We start from the raw sequence: 17,911 nt of genomic DNA, 5'->3' as shown, positions 1-17,911 counted from the left end.
ACGTTTACGGGAGGCCGGCTGAACTCGGCGAAAAGGAGAGAGAAGAAATTCAGAACATCCAACGAAGATTCAGACAGGCACCTTCATTCAGCAGCGCGATGCCGTGATCAGGTTGGGCAGGGTCTGATGCGTATTTCTTTCGAGATGACGCCTTTCGGCTAAAGCTAAGGCTCAGCAGCCTTGAGCCGATTGCCGCCAAAGCGTCATCATGATCATCCTGCTCATCGCCCGACATCCACTCCTGAAGCTCGTACATATCTTCCGCCGACATCGCTTCCTCACGCTCTGCCATCATCCGGTCAGAGAACAAAGGCTCTGATCGGGCAGGCTCTGCGGCTTCAGCGCTTGCCACAAAGGCGGCGCTATTTAAAGCCAGCAAAAGAAGGAAGATGCGGATAATCATAACGAACGGCGTGCCTCATGGCTTTTTTATAATTGCAACTGTCTATGCACTAAAGTCTAACCATTCTACTTGATAATAGTGTGAAATTGCACACAATTGCGCCAGTATGCCGACCCAAATTGGTCATTTTTTTGTCAACAAATGGACAGTTTATTTTGCGTTTTGTAACCACCCCGGCTCCCAATCGACCGAAACCGGGGCCCCTCATCAATATTAATTTACTGAATTACCGGGCGTTTACGGGCAGGGATACGTAAATTCGCTGTGTATCTCTTCAATCGCCGAGACAATATCCGCGCTCAGATTGATATCGACCGACCCGATATTTTCTTTTAGCTGCTCCATCGTCGTGGCACCAATGATATTACTGGTCACAAAATCACGACTGTTCACCCAAGCCAGCGCCATTTGGGCGGGAGATAGCCCATGCTGATGTGCCAGCTCGGCATAGGCGCGGGTCGCATCTGCAGCGTGCTCACCGGTATAGCGGGAAAAACGCTCATACAGAGTTAATCGCGCCTTTTCGGGCCACTTGCCCCCGAGGTATTTACCCGTGAGCATGCCAAAAGCCAGAGGCGAATAGGCCAATAGCCCGGTGCCTTCCCGATGCGCAAACTCGGCAAGCCCGGCCTCAAATGAACGATTCAACAGACTGTACGGATTCTGTATGGAAACCACACGGGGCCAATCATTCTCGCGGGCGTATCTCAGGTACTCCATCACCCCCCAAGGCGTCTCGTTCGATAACCCCACGTGTCGCACCTTGCCTTCTTTCACCAACTCATTCAGCGCTCCGAGCGTCTCCTCGATGGGAGTCATAACCTCTTTCGGATCGTGCTGGTACCCGAGTTTGCCAAAGAAGTTGGCATTACGATCCGGCCAATGCACCTGATAAAGGTCGATGTAATCCGTCTGCAATCTCTGCAGACTGCCCTCACATGCTTCACGAATTTGCGCCCGGGTCATTCGGGGCCCACCACGCATATAACCAAGGCTGGGGCCAGGACCCACTACTTTAGAGGCAATGACCAGATCATCGCGGCGCCCTCGTCGGGCAAGCCAATTGCCCAAATACTGTTCTGTCAGGCCCTGAGTTTCAGCCTTGGGAGGCACCGGATACATTTCCGCCGTATCGATAAAGTTAATGCCGGCCTCCACCGCATAATCAAGCTGCTCAAATGCTTCCTGCTCAGTGTTCTGCTCCCCCCAGGTCATGGTGCCCAGGCAAATCAGACTGACATCAATATCAGTGTTTCCAAGTTTTCGCATTCGCATAAAAGCTCCTTAGCGGCTTTCAGAAAAGAGTGAAACAAGCGTAAGAGGAATGTCACGAGGTTGTCGCAGAGTTGTCATGGCCTGCATCCATAGTGGCCACATGACAAAGAAACTTGCGGGATGCACCGTGACTGAGACCAAAAGATCAGGCCGGCACAGGCAACAGATTACCATTGTTTCTGAAACCTTTCCGCCGGAAATAAACGGCGTAGCCAACACCCTGCGTTACCTGTGCATGGGCTTGGTTGACCGCGAACACCAAGTAACGGTGGTACGCCCACGGCAGACCCACGACGCCACAGGATTCTACCCTAACACCGGCGGCCAGCTGTTTTCACATGAATTGGTAGTCCGCGGCCTACCGATACCCGGGTACAACGAATTTCGCTTCGGCATCACCCGGCCCTCTACCCTCGTCACGCTGTGGCAGAACAACCGGCCGGACTGCGTTTATGTGGCCACCCAGGGCCCTCTTGGCGTGGCCGCAGTGGCGGCTGCGAAACGGCTCAACATTCCGGTGCTCTCGGGTTTCCACACCAACTTTCACAGTTACTCGCGCTACTACGGGCTAGGTATCTTCGAACGCCTGCTGAGCACCTATGGTCGGTGGTTTCACAACCTAACCCAAAGAACCCTTGTACCCACCCGACAAACCATGGCGGCCGCCCAAGCAATCGGCATTACCAATACCGAGCTATGGAGCCGTGGTGTCGACTGCGAGCGCTTCACCCCAAAAAAACGGAGTCAGTCACTGAGGCAGCGCTGGGGCCTGACAGAAAACGATCTCGCCATACTGTATGTCGGTCGCCTGGCGCCGGAGAAAAATCTTCCTTTGGCAGTGGTTTGCTTTGAGCGTATTCGAAAGCTGTACCCGAACGCGCGTTTCGTATTGGTGGGAGACGGCCCCATGAGAGCGCATCTGGAGGAGCGGCACCCGGATTTCATCTTTTGCGGCATGCAGCGCGATGAAGACCTGGCCCAACACTATGCTTCCGGTGATCTGTTCTTGTTCCCGAGCAAAACCGACACCTTTGGCAACGTTGTTCTGGAAGCCATGGCCAGCGGCTTGGGCGTCATCGCGTTTAACGACGCAGCAGCATCGGAACACATCTACCACAACGAAAATGGTATGAAAGCGCCGCTGCATAACGACGACAACTTCGTCCATCACGCGCTCAAGCTGGCCGACCAACCGTCCTTACTCAGGCGGGTTCGCGCCAAAGCCCGGCTAGACGCGCTCGATCTCAACTGGAACCAACAAATAGAACAATTCGAACGCTTGCTGTTAAACCCAAACGCACAGGCCACCTATCATGCAAATCACAAACAAAGCTTCCCGATTCTTTGAACGGGCAGACCAAAGGGAGTTCGCCCTGTGTCAGTCCATCAACCGAGCTATAAGGTTTCGACCGATTAAAGGTTACTTCCGCTTGGTCAGCTGGCTGGGGGATGGCTGGCTTTGGTATGCCCTCATTCTGGCGATTCCCTTCATCAACCCGGTTCACGGCCGACAATTTGCACTTCTGATGGCACTGACAGGCCTGACCTGCACACTCACCTACAAGATGCTGAAACACCGACTCATCCGGGAGCGACCATTTATTTCGTTTCCGGCCATTAACTGTGCCATGCCTCCACTGGATCGCTACAGCTTCCCGTCCGGGCACACTATGCACGCAGCCTGCTTTCAAGCCATGCTGTTTACCCTGTTACCGGCAGTCGCTTGGGCGGTGCTGCCCTTCACGCTATCGGTTGCCGCATCCCGGGTGGTTCTGGGCTTGCACTACCCCAGTGACGTTGCCGCCGGGGCATTGATTGGGGGGTTGATGGGGTGGACATCCGTGCAACTGTTTGCCGACCTGGCCGCGTGATCAATCAAACAACCGCAACTGAGTCACTGGCGCTTCGTCGTTACGAAAACGAACGCCGACACCCATCAGGCGAACCGGGCGATCCTCGCGCGTGACCAACTCATCCAACAGAGGTTGGTAGTCGGTCGCTTCAGGTTCGGAAATCTGATCCCTGACACGCTCCAACGTGTGGGTAGAAAAATCGCTGTAGCGAATTTTGACGAACAACTTGTGAATGGGTTTGTCTCGGCTCTTGCGGGCCAGCCGCAGATTCAAATCCGCCACCAGTGACGGCATCACCGATTCACACGCCGCTTTGCCCGCCAGATCCTGGGAAAAGGTCCGCTCCACACTGACCGACTTGGCAACCCGAGACACCACCACCGGCCGCTCATCCCGCCCATGGGCCATTTCAAACAAGCGGTACCCTTGTTTACCGAACTTTTCAATGAGCACTTCAACACCCAGCGCTTGCATATCACCGCAGGTGGTGACTCCCAGTGCATGGAGTTTTCCTGCTGTTACCTGCCCTACCCCGAACAGCTTTTCAACCGGCAACGCTTGCACGAAAGCATCTACTTCGTCAGGCGTAATTACGAACAAACCATCGGGTTTGCGCCAGTCACTGGCAATCTTGGCGAGAAATTTATTCGGGGCAACGCCCGCAGAAATGGTGATACCCGTTTCCCGTTGGACGCGCTCCCGCAGGTGCCGGGCCATCAACGTGGCACTGCCCTTATGGTCGGTGATTTCAGACACATCCAAAAAGGCTTCGTCTAACGACAAGGGTTCCACCAGATCGGTCATGTCACGCAATATCGCCATCACCTGCTGCGACACCGCCCGATACTTGCCCATGTTCGTTGGTACGGTCACCAAGCCCGGGCACAGGCGCCGAGCCTCACTGCCGGGCATGGCCGAGCGCACCCCATAAGCCCGTGCTTTATAATTGCAGGTGGTCACGACACCTCGACCACCATCACCGCCGACCGCCAGCGGAACATCCCGCAGGGACGGGTCGTCCCGCATTTCGACCGCGGCGTAAAAACAATCGCAATCTACGTGGATGATCTTGCGCTGGGGCATAATCCGTGGCTCAGGTTAACAATCTGTACGTTTATACAGCCTTGTATCTTACGGTAACATACCGAGAATGTCAGGAAGTCCAAAGTCACTTCGACAACCTATTGCGAGGCTCCATGAGCAACCCTATTCCCGAATCCGAGCGCACTGAAATCGAAGCCGCCGCGTTCAGACGGCTGGTTGACCACCTGCGTCAAAACACCGACGTTCAGAATATTGACCTGATGAACCTGGCCGGGTTCTGCCGTAACTGCCTGTCAAAATGGTATCGAGCCGAAGCACAAGAGCGTGGCTTCGAACTGTCCGACCCCGCCGCCCGTGAAGAGATCTACGGCATGCCCTACGAGCAGTGGAAAGAAAAATACCAGACCGGCCCCAAGCAGGATCACAAATCATGAACATCACTGAAGCCGTCCGCATACATCTGGCATCGCTCCAAGGCGGCCACGCCGATTTCGACGATACCCTCGCCCTGATCGACCAGCATTTTGAGTTTGAACCCACCGGATTTGACAACGGCCCGCTCCGCAACGAAGCCGGAGAGAACGCCGGTTCCTGCCGCGTGTTCGCCCTGGGCCAGTACTGCAACCTGAACGAGAACGACACGCTCGCCTTGTTCGCGCAGCATTACCAGCAGGTTCTGGGCGACCCGACAGGCTCCAGCCATGGTAATATCCGGCAATTCATCAGCACCGGATGGTCCGGCATTCGTTTTGACAATCAACCGCTGCGGGCCCGTGCCGAATCCACCACCCAGTAACCCATCAGGGAAACGAGCATTCATGAGCGATACTGCTAACCCCGAAGTAAAACAGAGTTTCCAACTCAAAAGCGCGAACATCTCGCTAACCGCGCTGGAACTGTATTACTTCGATGAACATGAATTCGAAGCAAACCTGCGGGACAAAATCAGCCAGGCCCCCGGCTTTTTCAAAGACATCCCTCTGGTGATCAGTCTCGACAAGTACGAAGGCATCGACAGCGAGATCGACTTCTTCAAAATCATCGGTACTTGTCGCCGTCATAACATTCAGGTTATTGGTGTTCGGGCAGCTAACGAAAACCAGCGGCGACTTGCCAAGGGAGCTTCTCTGGCGCTTATGCCCGGCGGTTCGGTTCGCGAAAGACCAACAACACCAGAGGCCGCGGCAGAAAAAGCCGAACCGGTTACCGAAACCCCGGCAGTAACGCTCGCACCCGAGCCGGCAGCCACTAAAATTGTTACCCAAACCGTTCGGTCCGGGCAGCAAATACACGCCCCCGAAGGCGACTTGATCATCCTCGCTCCGGTCCAGGCCGGTGCCGAAGTCCTGGCGGCAGGCAATATCCACGTGTATGGCGCATTACGTGGCCGTGCCTTAGCAGGCATTCACGGTGCCGAATCTGCGAGAATATTTTGCCAGTCTCTGGAAGCAGAGCTTGTGTCTGTTGCCGGACACTATAAAATTCCGGAAGATCTTCAGAATAATGGCTGGAAAAGCGCTGTGCAGATCCAGCTCAAGGATGACGTGCTGGTGGTATCGCCACTGGAGAAAGGCTAGTAGTGCAATAACAAACCGACTTTGAAGATATGACGAATCCACCGCGAAACAGGAATTGAATCTTGGCTAGAATCATTGTCGTTACCTCAGGAAAAGGCGGCGTTGGCAAAACCACCACCAGCGCTTCAATCAGCACCGGGCTTGCCAAACGGGGCCATAAAACGGTCGTGATCGACTTCGATGTAGGTCTGCGAAATCTGGACCTGATCATGAACTGCGAGCGCCGGGTCGTGTACGATTTTGTTAACGTCATTCAGGGTGAAGCTACGCTGAACCAGGCCCTGATCAAAGACAAGCGCGTCGACACGCTGTACATTCTTCCGGCCTCACAAACCCGCGAGAAAGAAGCTCTTACGAAAGAAGGCGTTGAAAAAGTCATCAACGAGCTTTCCGAAACCTTCGATTACATCATCTGCGATTCCCCGGCCGGCATCGAGCATGGCGCACTGATGGCACTTTATTATGCCGATGAAGCGGTTGTGGTCACCAACCCGGAAGTGTCGTCCGTGCGCGACTCCGACCGTATTCTGGGCATCATGCAGAGCAAGTCTCGCCGGGCCGAAATGGGGCAAGATCCACTCAAAGAGCATCTGCTGCTGACCCGGTACAACCCTGATCGCGTTGAACGTGGCGAAATGCTGTCGGTGCAAGACGTTGAGGAAATTCTGGCCATCCCGCTGCTCGGCGTCATCCCGGAAAGCCAGATCGTTTTGAACGCCTCCAACCAGGGCCTGCCGGTCATTCTCGAAGAAGACAGCGATGCCGGACAAGCCTACGACGATGCGGTAGCACGACTTCTGGGCGAGGAGCGCGAACACCGCTTCATGACCGCACAGAAGAAAGGTTTCTTCTCACGGATGTTCAAGGGGGGCTAAGGGATGAGTTTCCTGGATTACTTCAGAAGCAGTAAAAACAACAGCACCGCAAGCGTTGCCAAAGAGCGCCTGCAAATCATCGTGGCCCACGAACGTGGCCAGAGGGGCCAGCCGGATTACCTCCCCCAGATGCAGCAGGAATTGCTTGCGGTTATACGTAAATACGTGCAAATCAGTGACGACATGGTGCAGGTCGAAGTTGATCGAAACGACAGCTGCTCGGTACTGGAGCTGAACGTCACTCTACCGGAGCAATAACACCAGCCCGCCTACCAGCGGGCAAAGTGGTCCTCCATCAATCCCCGTAGTCCCGCTACGGGGATTTTTTTACCCGACTTGCCCTCCACGGTTCCCTCGAAGGTGCCCACAAACTGGCGAAAATTCGAAGCCAGTATGCCGGCATTCAACTTTTCTTTGCGCACACCGGAGGGAGAAAACGACAGCTCGACTTTTCCGTCTTCCGTAGTCACCCGCCACTTGGCATCCTGCTGATACCGGTTAAATTCGAACCGGGCTGCCCCCAGCACGAAGCGCTGGCCATCCAACCAGAGCGCATTTTCCGTCATACCCGTTTCGTTAACACCCGCCGCCAGATTCAAGCCAATAGCCACGCCATCATCCGTCTGTCCGGCCAGGCAGGCCCAGTTCCAGGCCGTTTCCCGGCGCATGAAGCCACAGCTCCAGTCTACAGAGCCTCGACTCTTTTCCTCAGTTCGCCAAATCTGCTGCCCCCAGCGCACCTCCCCTTCAACCGGCAATCCTGCCGACTTACGGGTAAATACCCAGCCCGTATAACCAGCCGGGCAGACTAACCGATGAGGATCGTTGTCGTCGGTCAATTCCAAATCAACCTCGATGTTACCCGGCGCACTCACCCGCACATTCCGGCCACCGACCGAAGGTTTGATGGACAGCGAGACATCCCCCTTTCTGAAACGCGCCTCGCCACGCTCCGGGTAGGGCTCAATCTTGGTGTTGCGCGCCAAAGGCTGGAGGAACGATTGCTCGAACATCTGCCCGGATTCAAAATCAAACAGATAGAAAAATCCGGACCCCACCAGTTTTAAATCGACAATGGCCATTCCGAATACCCAACCCGGCGACATAGCGCTGACAAACTGGAATTGGTTGAAACGCCACTGCCGCGCCAACCGTGACCGAGGCTTATCCATTACCGTGCGCAAGTCGTAATCCATGTAATTGATGACATCCACAGGTTCGGACATCAGCCCCGGGGCAATCCGCCCTTTCGGGTCGATCAGTTTTTTCTGGGTCATAGTTTCCGTCAAATCAGGCCAATTCGAGTTTAAGCGGTATCAGGAGACTACCTGGTTCACAATCTTCCCTTGCAACAGCAAAAGGCTGTAGAGCAGCGTGGTAGACTTTCCTTAACCATTAATCGCAAAGTGTAGCTTATGACCATCACCCGTGTCCGTGGCACTATGGGCATTCTCTTCGGGTTCGCCGCCCTGCTATTAGCCGTTCCTGCATTTGCAGACGACCACTCCGCCTTGCCTCCGGAAAATTCGGAACACTGGGCTCTGCAAAAACAAGTAGACAACATTCGCATCTACACCATGGATCAGCCCGGTTCGGGCTTTCGAGCGTTCAAAGCCGTAGCCGATCTCAACGTGCGCATCAATAACCTGATGGCCGTCATGATTAATCCCGAATCTTGCAAAGAATGGGTTCACAACTGCACCGAATCATTCGCCTTCGGCAAGGGAACTTTCCATGACCGCTACGCTTACTCCGTCAACGACATGCCCTGGCCTGTTTCCGACCGGGATTATGTATTGCGGATTCGCACCCGTGGCAACGCCGATACGGGCGAAATCATCATGGATCTGAACGCCACGCCGGGCATGCGCGCCGAAGCAAACAGCCGTGTCCGGGTTGACGTTTCCAATACGCTTTACCGGTTCACTCCGACCGAACAAGGCACGCACATGGTGTGGGTACAACACACCGAACCAAACGGTGCCCTGCCGGAATGGCTGGTCAACCAGTTGGTGATTGATATCCCCGTGAAATCCTTGAAAGCTTTGGAAGCTGTAGCCGGTAAAGAAAAATATCAGGGCTACCGTATCCAATGGGGAGCCGACGGCAACATTGAGGCCGTTGTTCCTCACACCCCCTAAGCGCTTGATCGAACGGGGGTGACGACAGGCCAAGGAACGGCTAAGCTGCATCTGAAACATTGCGATTGGAAGAGCTATTATCTGATGCCTATTCTCGCCCACGAGATCATGACTCCCACCATCAAAGCGGTCCCTCAGAACTGGACGATGGATCGACTGGCCCGGTTTCTCACCGACAACGAAATCACCGGCAGCCCTGTCACCGACGACGACGGCGAAATCATCGGCATTGCCACCCTCAAAGACATCACCGAATTTCGCTGGAACGCCTCTCGCTCTGAAAATCAGCCCAAGCTGACCGCAGAAGAGCAAGACGAAGCCCGGCGCCTGCGCATGGTGATTTTCGAAGAAATGGGAAAAGTCCCCGTAGAAGTCAGAGACATCATGACGCCGCTGGTATTCTCAGTCGATGAAAACACCCCCGTTCGCGACATCGCCAATGTCATGATGAGCGAACACCTGCACCGCATTTTTGTCACCCGGGATTCAAAAATCACGGGCATCATTACCACTTACGACATGCTCAAACTGATTTCAGACAAAGAGCTGTCAAAGCGCTGCGCCGCGTGCGACTGACACAACAGAGGTAACGCATCTATGCCAAGAGCACCGCAAGCTCGCAAAAAAATGTACGTCCTTGATACCAACGTTCTTATCCACGATCCCAATGCCCTCCTGAACTTTGAAGAACACGCTGTCATCATCCCGATGACCGTCCTTGAGGAACTCGACAGTCTGAAATCCGGCAAACAAACCGTTGCGGCCGACTGTCGCCAGGCAATACGTAACATCGACAAGCTGCTGGGTGATGCCAACCCGAAAGACATCGAGAAAGGTGTGCCCATTCTGCGGGGCAAAAAAGCCGACCCGCTGGGTACGCTCGCCATCATCATGAGCACCGAACGCAACGGCAACCATTCACTGCCCGAGCACCTGAACGACAACAAGATCATCAATACCCTTGCGGCGCTGCAAGAACGGCACACGTCTCACGACATCATACTGGTCAGTAAAGACATCAACATGCGCCTGAAAGCGCGGGGCTTTGGCGTTGAAGCTCAGGACTACCACAACGACCAGTTGCTGGACGACATTGATCTGCTTCCCAAAGGTTACACGGAGTTTCCGAACTCCTTCTGGGATAACATCGCTAAAGTGGAAACCGTTCAGCGCGCCGGCGTTACCGAACACCTGCTAAAACGCGAAGGCGATCTGGCCAAACTCAATATCAACGAATTTGTTATTGATGAGCGAGGTTTCATCGGCCAGGTAGTGGATATATCCGAAGACCAACTGGTGATCAAAGATCTGCTCCACGACGACCTGATGAACGAAGAAGTCTGGGGGCTGATTCCGCGAGACATCTATCAGGCCATGGCCCTGCATCTGCTGCTGGACCCCGAAATCCATCTGGTTAACCTGACCGGGTCTGCCGGTTCCGGCAAAACCATTCTGGCGCTGGCTGCCTGCATCGAGATGACCGTGGCCAGCAAACTGTACAAACGCATCATCGCCACCCGCTCTACCCAGGGGCTGGATGAAGACATCGGTTTCCTGCCGGGTACCGAAGCCGAGAAAATGGAGCCATGGCTGGGCGCCATCGTCGATAACCTGGAAGCACTGCACGAAGACGACGAGAACATGTCAGCCAGTGTCGATTACATCCTTAGCAAAGTGCCGCTGCACTTCAAATCCATGAATTACATCCGGGGCCGCAGTTTCCAGCACAGCCTGATCATCATCGATGAATCCCAGAACCTGACCCCCCATCAAATCAAAACCATCATCACTCGTGCTGGTAACGGCTCAAAAGTGATTTGCCTGGGCAACCTGGCACAGATCGACACCCCGTATTTAAGCCCGCTCAGTTCCGGTTTAACTTACATGACCGAGCGTTTCAAAGGCTTTAAACACGGTGGTCACATTCATCTTCAAGGGGTACCTCGCTCGGTTCTGGCAGAGTTTGCAGAAGCCAACCTCTGATCGGCCAACTGAAACACGGGGCGACTCATCCCGCCCTGTGTTTAGGCCCTCCCTGACAACCCGTCATGTCTTGACCTAGCCTCCACCACGGGGCAGCATCTATCTATAACTATTACAAGCAGAGCCAACAGGACACCACATGGCGAAAACCATTTCATCAGACGTGCTGGTCGCCGGTGGCGGCCTGGCAGGTATCATCACTACCCTTGAAGCCCTTCGAGCCGGAAAAACCGTCACCCTGGTAGACCGCGATACGCCGGAACGTTTGGGCGGACTTGCCTTGTGGGCCTTTGGCGGCATGGCGTTGATTGACACCCCCCTGCAACGCCGATTAAAAATCCCCGACTCCCCCGAAACCGCTCTGACCGATTGGCTAAGGTTCGGCGAACTGGACCCGGATGATGAGTGGCCGATGAAGTGGGCCCGCTACTACGTGGAAAACTCCCGCACGGAAGTGTATGACTGGCTGCTGAGCGAAGGGCTTAAATTCATGCCTGCGGTGAACTGGGTTGAAAGAGGCCGACTGGCCGATGGCAATACCGTGCCCCGTTACCACATCGTTTGGGGTACGTCCCGGGAACTCACCCGAAAAATGATTGAAGCCATGCACCAGGCCAATTCAGGTGGTCGCCTGACCCTGTTGCATCAGCACCGGATCACCAGCCTGGATCACGAAAGCGGAAAGGTCTCAGGTGCCGTCGCCATCAACGAACAAACCGGCGAGGAGGTTCGTTTCACCGCGCCGGCAGTGGTCCTTGCCATGGGCGGCATCAACGGCAGCCATAAAGAATGCCGCGCCAATTGGCCTTCGGAACGCCCACAACCAACCAGTATGCTCAATGGCGCCCACCCGTTTGCGGATGGCAAGCTGCATCACTGGAGCGAAGACAACTTAGGGGCGAAAATCACCCACGCGGGCGAGATGTGGAATTATGCAGCGGGCTTCCCGCACCCTTACCCACACTTTAAAAACCATGGACTTTCCACCATTCCCTGTAAGTCTGCGCTCTGGCTAAACCACCGCGGTGAGCGCATCGGCCCGGAACCCTTGGTCACCGGCTTCGACACTCACTGGCTGTGCCAGCAAGTCGCGGCTCAGGAAAAACCCTGGACCTGGCATCTACTGAACCGGCGCATTGCTCTGAAAGAATTCGCCATCTCCGGCGCAGAGCACAACGCCCGGATTCGAGACAAACAATTCCCGTTATTCCTGAAAGAACTGCTGTTTGGTAACAAGAAACTGGTTCGTCAGATGGAACACGAAAGCCCGCACTTTCTGGTTGCCGACACCCTAGAGGAACTGGCTGACAAGATGAACAGGCTGACCTGCTCCGTGGATATCGACCCGGCTACCCTCAAGGCCACCGCCGATGCTTTCGATGCCAACTTCCACAAAGGCAACCAACTGAACAACGATCCACAAATCCGGCTGATCCAGCACGCGCGGCAATGGGGTCCGGACCGGCTGCGCACCTGCAAACCCGCTCCCTTGCAAAAGTCCGGTGCCGGCCCGTTTATCGCCATTCACATGCAGCTGACCACCCGGAAAAGCCTCGGCGGCCTGCGTACCGATTTACAAAGCCGTGTTCTGGATGGTGCCGACCAGCCTATCCCCGGCCTCTACTGCGTGGGCGAAGCCGCTGGCTTTGGCGGTGGTGGCGCAAACGGCAAACGATCACTCGAAGGCACCTTTTTGCCGGGTTGCATCATGACAGCTCGCGCTGCGGCCCGTTCCATCTTGGCGGCGGATTGATTCAAGTGCTTAGCAAAACCAATAAGAATACTGATCAGGAGAAGTTCCATGCCTAACGGCGCTCAGGCTTTGATGAAAACACTGGTAGATGCCGGAATCGAGGTTTGTTTCAGCAACCCGGGCACCAGCGAAATGCATTTTGTAGCCGCTCTGGACAATGAGCCCAAAATGCGCGCTGTACTGGCTCTGTTTGAAGGTGTGGCAACCGGTGCTGCCGATGGCTATGCACGCATGGCCGACAAACCCGCAGCCACCCTGCTTCACCTCGGGTGCGGGCTGGGTAACGGTTTGGCTAACCTGCACAATGCCCGCAAAGGCAAAGTGCCGATCGTGAATATTGTGGGTGACCACGCGACCTATCATGTGAAATACAACGCTCAGCTGCAATCGGACATCGAAACCGTTGCCCGAAACGTGTCGCCGGGGTTTGTTCGCACCTCTCAAACCACCGAACAGTTATGCCAGGATGCCGCTGAGGCCATTGCCGCCGCCAAAGGTCTTCCCGGCCAGGTCGCCACGCTGATTCTGCCTGCCGACGTTTCCTGGGGCGAAGGCGGTGTGCCTTGTCAGCCTCTACCTGAACCGGAACTCATTGGCGCCGACGATGCCACGGTTCAAACCGTTGCGGACGCGATACGCAGCGACAAGAAGACCGCGCTGCTGCTGGGTGGCCGGGCACTTCGTGAACCCAGCCTGATGGCAGCGGCGCGTATTGCCGCGCACAGCGGAGTAAAACTGTTCGCAGAAACCTTCCCGACACGCATTGAACGGGGCGCGGGCCTGCCGCCGGTTGAGCGGATCGCTTATCTGGCAGAATTGGCCACACTGCAATTGTCCGAATACGACAATCTGATTGTGGTGGACGCCAAACCACCGGTGTCGTTCTTTGCCTACCCCGGCAAAGCCAGCGACCTGGTACCCGAACACTGCACGCTCTATACCTTATCCACGCCCGAGCAAGATGCTCTCACCAGCCTGAACAAACTGGCGGACGCACTGGGAGCCAATACGACAGAACCCGAACTGCAGAAGCCTGCTCGGCCGTCACGTCCGCGTGGAAAACTCACAGCGGAGAAAGTCTGTAAAGCGCTGGGCCACATGATGCCGGAAAACAGCATCATCGTAGACGAAGCCATTACCTCCGGTTTGATGCTGAACGCCATGACCGCAGGTGCCCCCCGGCACGACATCATCACCCTCACCGGTGGTGCCATCGGCCAAGGCTTACCCAGTGCAACCGGCGCTGCCATCGCCTGCCCGGACCGGCCAGTTTACGCATTGATTGGTGATGGCACCGCCATGTACACCATTCAAGCCTTGTGGACCATGGCGCGCGAGCAACTCAACGTCACCTCGATCATCTTCAACAACGCCTCTTACTCAATTCTGAACGTTGAGCTGGAGCGTGTGGGCGCTGAAGAAGCCGGGGAAAAGGCCAAGTCTCAGCTGGACATCAGCGGGCCCGTTACCCACTTCGCCCAGTTGGCTCAAAGCATGGGCGTACACGGCATTCGGGTACACACTACGGAAGAGTTATTAAAAGCCATGGAGTACGCCCAGAACAACCCGGGGCCGCACTTGATCGAAGCGATCGTGCCCGAGTCACTGAACGGCGTTAAACGGAAGGTTTTACCGTGGCTGCTGCGCTCGCTGCCAAGCTTGCCACGGCCGGTGACCAAGGCGCTTAAGAAAAAAATCGCGCCTTAAGCGATCACCGCGTACGAGTCGGTGCGGCCTGGGTTCCCGCACCGACTCAGTCTTTGAACTGAGCCTTATCCAAACCGTGTTTTTTCATCTTGTCGTACAGGGTTTTTCGGGCAATGCCGAGCGCCACCATGGTGTCTTTAATGCTGCCCTGACACGCATTCAGTGCACTCACGATAGCCGCCCGCTCAAACCCGTCCATCATTTCGGACAACGTTTGCCTACCCGCTAAATGTCGGGTGTCTGCACTGTCGCTATCTTCTAAGGCTGCAGGCCCTAGCAGCACGTAACGCTCCGCCAGATTTCGAAGCTCCCTGACGTTTCCGGGCCAGGAGTGCTGCATCAACCGGGCCGCCTGGCGAGCATCCAGCGGCACGCTTTCCCGGTCATAACGGGCAGCGGCAATCAACGCAAAGTGATGGAACAGCGTGGGAATGTCGTCTTTCCGCTCGCGCAGTGGCGGGATATCCACCTTTACCACATTCAGGCGGTAATACAGGTCTGGCCGAAATTCGCCGTCATCACACAGTTTTTTCAGATCGGCTTTGGTCGCCGCAATGATGCGGACATCCACATCCAGCACCTGGTTACTTCCCAAGCGCTCCACCTTCTGTTCCTCAAGCACACGCAGCAGTTTAACCTGCAGCGGCATAGGCATGCTTTCGACTTCATCCAGAAACAGCGTGCCCTGATGCGCGTATTCCACCTTACCGATACGGCGCTTATCCGCGCCGGTAAAAGCACCTACTTCGTGGCCGAACAGTTCACTCTCGATCAAATTCTCGGGCACGGCACCGCAGTTGATCGCCACAAAATTGTGAGCACTGCGCGGGCTGCTCTCGTGAATATAACGGGCCAACGCATCTTTACCCGAGCCTGTCTCGCCGTGCAGCAAAATATTGGCTGAAATATCGAGAATCGGCTCGACCGTTGCCATCACCCGCTGCATGGTTGGGGAGTCCCCCAATATCCGCGGCCCCGGCTTTGCCAATTGCCGCAGTTGCGCCTTCAACCGGCGGTTTTCCAGCGCCAGATGACGCTTCTCCAGCGCGTGTTTCAGAAGCTCGATCAGCTCTTCGTGATCAAACGGCTTCTCGATGAAATCATAGGCACCCTGCTGCATAGCCGATACCGCGGTGCTGATATCGCCCTGACCGGTCAACAGGATCACCGGAATGTCTTCGTCGATGGTTCGCACGGCCTGCAACAACTCCAAACCGTTCATGCCCGGCATGTTGTAGTCGCTCAGCACGATGCCTTGGTACTCCGGCCCCAAGCATTTGAGCGCTGATTCTCCATCGGCAAAACAGGCCACCGGCATATCTTCCAGCGCCAGCGTCTGCTCCATCACCATCCGAATATCGGGATCATCATCCACAAAGATCACTAACGGTGCGGTCATTCCCCTGCCCTACGCTGTTTCAGTTTCAGAACAAACTCGGCGCCCGGGCCATCCGCCCGGTTCTGGCCAGACAAACTGCCCCCGAGAGACTCAACAATCTGTTTCGAAATCGACAAACCCAACCCCAACCCCTGCTTCACCGATCGGGTCGTAAAGAACGGCTCGAACACTTGTTCTGTGTTTCTCGGCAAGCCGTGGCCGTTATCCCGAACCACACAACGCCAATAATCGCCATCTTCCGAGATCTCCACCTGAATCTCCGGCTCGGCCTGCTCTTCCACGGCCTGAACGGCGTTGGCCATCAAGTTAACCATCACCTGCTCAACCCGAATCAAATCACCATGGCACATGATGGGCGCATCCGGCCGAATCCAGCGGATATTGATGCCGTCGCTGCTGCTCTGAGCAGTTATGATCTTCAAGGCAGCGTCTACCGGTAACCGAAGATCCACCAGCGACGGTGGCCCTTCTGATTTGCGCGCGAATACTTTGAATTGGCGAATCAGCTCGGCCATTTTGTCGCACAACGTGACAATTTCCTGCAGGTTGGCATCAACCATATCGCCCGCGCCACGTTCCAGGAACTTCCGGCTGTTGCGAGCGTATGCCTGAATGGCCGTCAGGGGTTGGTTAATCTCATGGTTAAGGCCCGCAGACATTTGCCCAAGCACCGCCAACTTAGCCGCCTGAATCAGTTCCTGCTGGGTTTCACGCAATTCCGTTTGAGCGCGCTCCCGCTCCTGTATTTCCGCCAGCAATTGGTCGTTCGAACGCTTCAAATCAATGGTACGCTGGGCAACCCGGCGCTCCAACTGCTCGCCTCTGGCCGCCAACTCTCGTTCCCGTCTTTGCCGTTCACGTAAATACAGCCAGGTCAGAAAACCGGCAAGGAAGATTGCACCGCCGCCCACCAGAAAACCGATCCGTGTCCAAACTATCGAACGCGTATCTGCAATCACGACCAGCCGCCAATCCAACCGCGGCAATCCGGCGTCCAGCGCCAGATAGCTTTGCTCCGAGTCGCCGTCTTTTATTCGCATGCGGGTTGCCTGTTCCGACAACACCCATGGGCCATCTTGCAAACGGAAATCGACAGGTGTCAGGTCCCGCTGCGGGTATCGCTGACGAATTTTGGGGTTTTCGGCGGCATCCCCCGTCGGCGAAAAATCCCGATACAGCCACTTCCGATTACTGGCCAAAAAGCTGATGCCGTCACCATCCAGCACCACCATTTCGGCCTGTCGCTGAATATCAGGTCGCTGCCAGTGCGATTCCAGCTCGTGCACCAACACCTTGACCGCCACTACCCCAAGAATCGCCCCACGCTGATCCCGAACCGGATGGGAAAAGTACAGGCCACGTTCAAGCGACATGGTGCCGAGTGCAAAATACACCACCGATCCGCCGGTATTCAGAGCATCGTAGAAATAGGGCCGGTAAGAATAATTACTGCCCACAAAACTGTCGGGCTGACCAAAGTTATTCGCGGCAATCGCGAGGCCGGTCAAATCCATCAGATAAATGTCGGAGCCACCCACAATGGTCGCCATACGCTGCATTTGCTCATTGGCTTTAAGCAAGGTGACAGGATCATCAGGGCGTTTTAGGGCTTCGGCCAATAAAGGATGTTCCGCAATCAATTCGGGAACGGGGATATAACGGTTCAGTTCATTGGCGACCAACTGCCGGTAACGGAAGGCTTCCTGAAGACTGTCGTTCTCAAGCTGGCGATACCCAAACCAACCACCAAGCACCCAAGCCAACAGCAGGGTAGCAGTCAGAACGACAACAACACTGATCCGATAAAACATGGGGTCGGGTTCCGGAAAAGCCTCTAGACTAACGTCCGGAACCCGGCAGGACAACCGGCTGCCCTGCCTGTTGCCCTGCTCTGACTTAAT

The 17,911-nt window shown here is 55.5% G+C and carries 18 protein-coding genes; 12 read left to right on the top strand and 6 right to left on the bottom strand.

Annotation, left to right across the window (positions count from 1 at the left end):
- Positions 1-49 precede the first annotated feature (49 nt).
- Both DOQ08_RS00815 and DOQ08_RS00810 read right to left on the bottom strand, forming a co-directional pair.
- Positions 50-403 carry a hypothetical protein gene (locus tag DOQ08_RS00815; protein ID WP_114333017.1) on the bottom strand — a complete coding sequence of 118 codons (354 nt, stop codon included), beginning with the start codon at positions 401-403 and terminating at the stop codon, positions 50-52.
- 237 nt (positions 404-640) lie between these two features.
- The gene (locus DOQ08_RS00810) at positions 641-1,678 is read right to left on the bottom strand and encodes an NADP(H)-dependent aldo-keto reductase (RefSeq protein ID WP_114333016.1); all 1,038 of its coding nucleotides are present in this window, start codon (positions 1,676-1,678) and stop codon (positions 641-643) included.
- A 127-nt stretch (positions 1,679-1,805) separates the two neighbouring features.
- Between DOQ08_RS00810 and DOQ08_RS00805 the strand changes: the two genes are divergently transcribed.
- Together DOQ08_RS00805 and DOQ08_RS00800 are read left to right on the top strand one after the other, a co-directional pair.
- Positions 1,806-3,026, top strand: coding sequence for a glycosyltransferase family 4 protein (locus tag DOQ08_RS00805; protein ID WP_227537433.1), 1,221 nt, complete (start codon positions 1,806-1,808; stop codon positions 3,024-3,026).
- The gene (locus DOQ08_RS00800) at positions 2,992-3,549 is read left to right on the top strand and encodes a phosphatase PAP2 family protein (RefSeq protein WP_114333014.1); all 558 of its coding nucleotides are present in this window, start codon (positions 2,992-2,994) and stop codon (positions 3,547-3,549) included. The genes DOQ08_RS00805 and DOQ08_RS00800 overlap by 35 nt, the downstream gene beginning before the upstream one ends.
- On the opposite strand, the gene dinB is transcribed toward DOQ08_RS00800, so the two are convergent.
- Positions 3,550-4,614, bottom strand: a complete 1,065-nt coding sequence (gene dinB / locus DOQ08_RS00795) for a DNA polymerase IV (RefSeq protein ID WP_114333013.1) — start codon at positions 4,612-4,614, stop codon at positions 3,550-3,552.
- Positions 4,615-4,727: 113 nt separating this feature from the next.
- Here dinB and DOQ08_RS00790 point away from each other — a divergent pair, with 113 nt between their 5' ends.
- From DOQ08_RS00790 to minE, 5 genes are all read left to right on the top strand, one after another.
- Entirely contained in the window at positions 4,728-5,009 is a 282-nt protein-coding gene (locus tag DOQ08_RS00790) for a DUF1244 domain-containing protein (protein ID WP_114333857.1), read from the top strand.
- Positions 5,006-5,371: a HopJ type III effector protein gene (locus DOQ08_RS00785; protein ID WP_114333012.1), complete on the top strand. Its 366-nt coding sequence runs from the start codon at positions 5,006-5,008 to the stop codon at positions 5,369-5,371. Before DOQ08_RS00790 ends, DOQ08_RS00785 begins: the two co-directional genes overlap by 4 nt.
- A 22-nt stretch (positions 5,372-5,393) precedes the next feature.
- Positions 5,394-6,152 carry a septum site-determining protein MinC gene (minC, locus tag DOQ08_RS00780; RefSeq protein WP_114333011.1) on the top strand — a complete coding sequence of 253 codons (759 nt, stop codon included), beginning with the start codon at positions 5,394-5,396 and terminating at the stop codon, positions 6,150-6,152.
- Positions 6,153-6,214: 62 nt separating this feature from the next.
- The gene (gene minD / locus DOQ08_RS00775; RefSeq protein WP_114333010.1) at positions 6,215-7,027 is read left to right on the top strand and encodes a septum site-determining protein MinD; all 813 of its coding nucleotides are present in this window, start codon (positions 6,215-6,217) and stop codon (positions 7,025-7,027) included.
- A 3-nt stretch (positions 7,028-7,030) separates the two neighbouring features.
- Positions 7,031-7,285, top strand: a complete 255-nt coding sequence (gene minE / locus DOQ08_RS00770) for a cell division topological specificity factor MinE (protein WP_114333009.1) — start codon at positions 7,031-7,033, stop codon at positions 7,283-7,285.
- Between the two features lie 11 nt (positions 7,286-7,296).
- Here minE and DOQ08_RS00765 read toward each other — a convergent pair whose 3' ends face one another.
- A complete protein-coding gene (locus tag DOQ08_RS00765) occupies positions 7,297-8,304 on the bottom strand; it encodes a DUF2804 domain-containing protein (protein WP_114333008.1) in 1,008 nt (335 codons plus the stop codon).
- A 138-nt stretch (positions 8,305-8,442) separates the two neighbouring features.
- Between DOQ08_RS00765 and DOQ08_RS00760 the strand changes: the two genes are divergently transcribed.
- The 5 genes from DOQ08_RS00760 to DOQ08_RS00740 all read left to right on the top strand — a co-directional run bounded on the left by DOQ08_RS00760 (position 8,443) and on the right by DOQ08_RS00740 (position 14,611).
- A complete protein-coding gene (locus DOQ08_RS00760; protein ID WP_114333007.1) occupies positions 8,443-9,168 on the top strand; it encodes an START domain-containing protein in 726 nt (241 codons plus the stop codon).
- Positions 9,169-9,252: 84 nt separating this feature from the next.
- Positions 9,253-9,744 (top strand): CBS domain-containing protein, encoded by a 492-nt coding sequence (locus DOQ08_RS00755; protein WP_114333006.1) that lies wholly within the window; start codon positions 9,253-9,255, stop codon positions 9,742-9,744.
- A 21-nt stretch (positions 9,745-9,765) separates the two neighbouring features.
- Positions 9,766-11,151: a PhoH family protein gene (locus DOQ08_RS00750; RefSeq protein WP_206074755.1), complete on the top strand. Its 1,386-nt coding sequence runs from the start codon at positions 9,766-9,768 to the stop codon at positions 11,149-11,151.
- Positions 11,152-11,290: 139 nt separating this feature from the next.
- Positions 11,291-12,904, top strand: a complete 1,614-nt coding sequence (locus DOQ08_RS00745) for an FAD-binding protein (RefSeq protein ID WP_114333005.1) — start codon at positions 11,291-11,293, stop codon at positions 12,902-12,904.
- Between the two features lie 48 nt (positions 12,905-12,952).
- Positions 12,953-14,611, top strand: coding sequence for an acetolactate synthase large subunit (locus DOQ08_RS00740; protein WP_114333004.1), 1,659 nt, complete (start codon positions 12,953-12,955; stop codon positions 14,609-14,611).
- Positions 14,612-14,657: 46 nt separating this feature from the next.
- Here the strand turns inward: DOQ08_RS00740 and DOQ08_RS00735 are convergent, their stop codons facing one another.
- Entirely contained in the window at positions 14,658-16,010 is a 1,353-nt protein-coding gene (locus DOQ08_RS00735; protein ID WP_114333003.1) for a sigma-54-dependent transcriptional regulator, read from the bottom strand.
- Positions 16,007-17,821: a sensor histidine kinase gene (locus tag DOQ08_RS00730; RefSeq protein WP_114333002.1), complete on the bottom strand. Its 1,815-nt coding sequence runs from the start codon at positions 17,819-17,821 to the stop codon at positions 16,007-16,009. The genes DOQ08_RS00735 and DOQ08_RS00730 overlap by 4 nt, the downstream gene beginning before the upstream one ends.
- Between the last annotated feature and the right edge of the window lie 90 nt (positions 17,822-17,911).

The organism is Marinobacter litoralis, from assembly GCF_003336705.1.
GTDB classification, from domain to species: domain Bacteria; phylum Pseudomonadota; class Gammaproteobacteria; order Pseudomonadales; family Oleiphilaceae; genus Marinobacter; species Marinobacter litoralis.
The sequence above is the reverse complement of the archived record's forward strand: the minus strand, read 5'-3'. Positions and strand labels throughout refer to the sequence as shown.

Coding starts and splice junctions, on each gene's coding strand:
- DOQ08_RS00765 (WP_114333008.1), bottom strand. CDS start 8,304: ATGACCCAGAAAAAACTGATCGACCCGAAAGGGCGGATTGCCCCGGGG.
- DOQ08_RS00800 (WP_114333014.1), top strand. CDS start 2,992: ATGCAAATCACAAACAAAGCTTCCCGATTCTTTGAACGGGCAGACCAA.
- DOQ08_RS00755 (WP_114333006.1), top strand. CDS start 9,253: ATGCCTATTCTCGCCCACGAGATCATGACTCCCACCATCAAAGCGGTC.
- minE (WP_114333009.1), top strand. CDS start 7,031: ATGAGTTTCCTGGATTACTTCAGAAGCAGTAAAAACAACAGCACCGCA.
- DOQ08_RS00735 (WP_114333003.1), bottom strand. CDS start 16,010: ATGACCGCACCGTTAGTGATCTTTGTGGATGATGATCCCGATATTCGG.
- dinB (WP_114333013.1), bottom strand. CDS start 4,614: ATGCCCCAGCGCAAGATCATCCACGTAGATTGCGATTGTTTTTACGCC.
- DOQ08_RS00740 (WP_114333004.1), top strand. CDS start 12,953: ATGCCTAACGGCGCTCAGGCTTTGATGAAAACACTGGTAGATGCCGGA.
- DOQ08_RS00750 (WP_206074755.1), top strand. CDS start 9,766: ATGCCAAGAGCACCGCAAGCTCGCAAAAAAATGTACGTCCTTGATACC.
- minC (WP_114333011.1), top strand. CDS start 5,394: ATGAGCGATACTGCTAACCCCGAAGTAAAACAGAGTTTCCAACTCAAA.
- DOQ08_RS00815 (WP_114333017.1), bottom strand. CDS start 403: ATGATTATCCGCATCTTCCTTCTTTTGCTGGCTTTAAATAGCGCCGCC.
- DOQ08_RS00745 (WP_114333005.1), top strand. CDS start 11,291: ATGGCGAAAACCATTTCATCAGACGTGCTGGTCGCCGGTGGCGGCCTG.
- DOQ08_RS00730 (WP_114333002.1), bottom strand. CDS start 17,821: ATGTTTTATCGGATCAGTGTTGTTGTCGTTCTGACTGCTACCCTGCTG.
- DOQ08_RS00760 (WP_114333007.1), top strand. CDS start 8,443: ATGACCATCACCCGTGTCCGTGGCACTATGGGCATTCTCTTCGGGTTC.
- DOQ08_RS00790 (WP_114333857.1), top strand. CDS start 4,728: ATGAGCAACCCTATTCCCGAATCCGAGCGCACTGAAATCGAAGCCGCC.
- DOQ08_RS00785 (WP_114333012.1), top strand. CDS start 5,006: ATGAACATCACTGAAGCCGTCCGCATACATCTGGCATCGCTCCAAGGC.
- DOQ08_RS00810 (WP_114333016.1), bottom strand. CDS start 1,678: ATGCGAATGCGAAAACTTGGAAACACTGATATTGATGTCAGTCTGATT.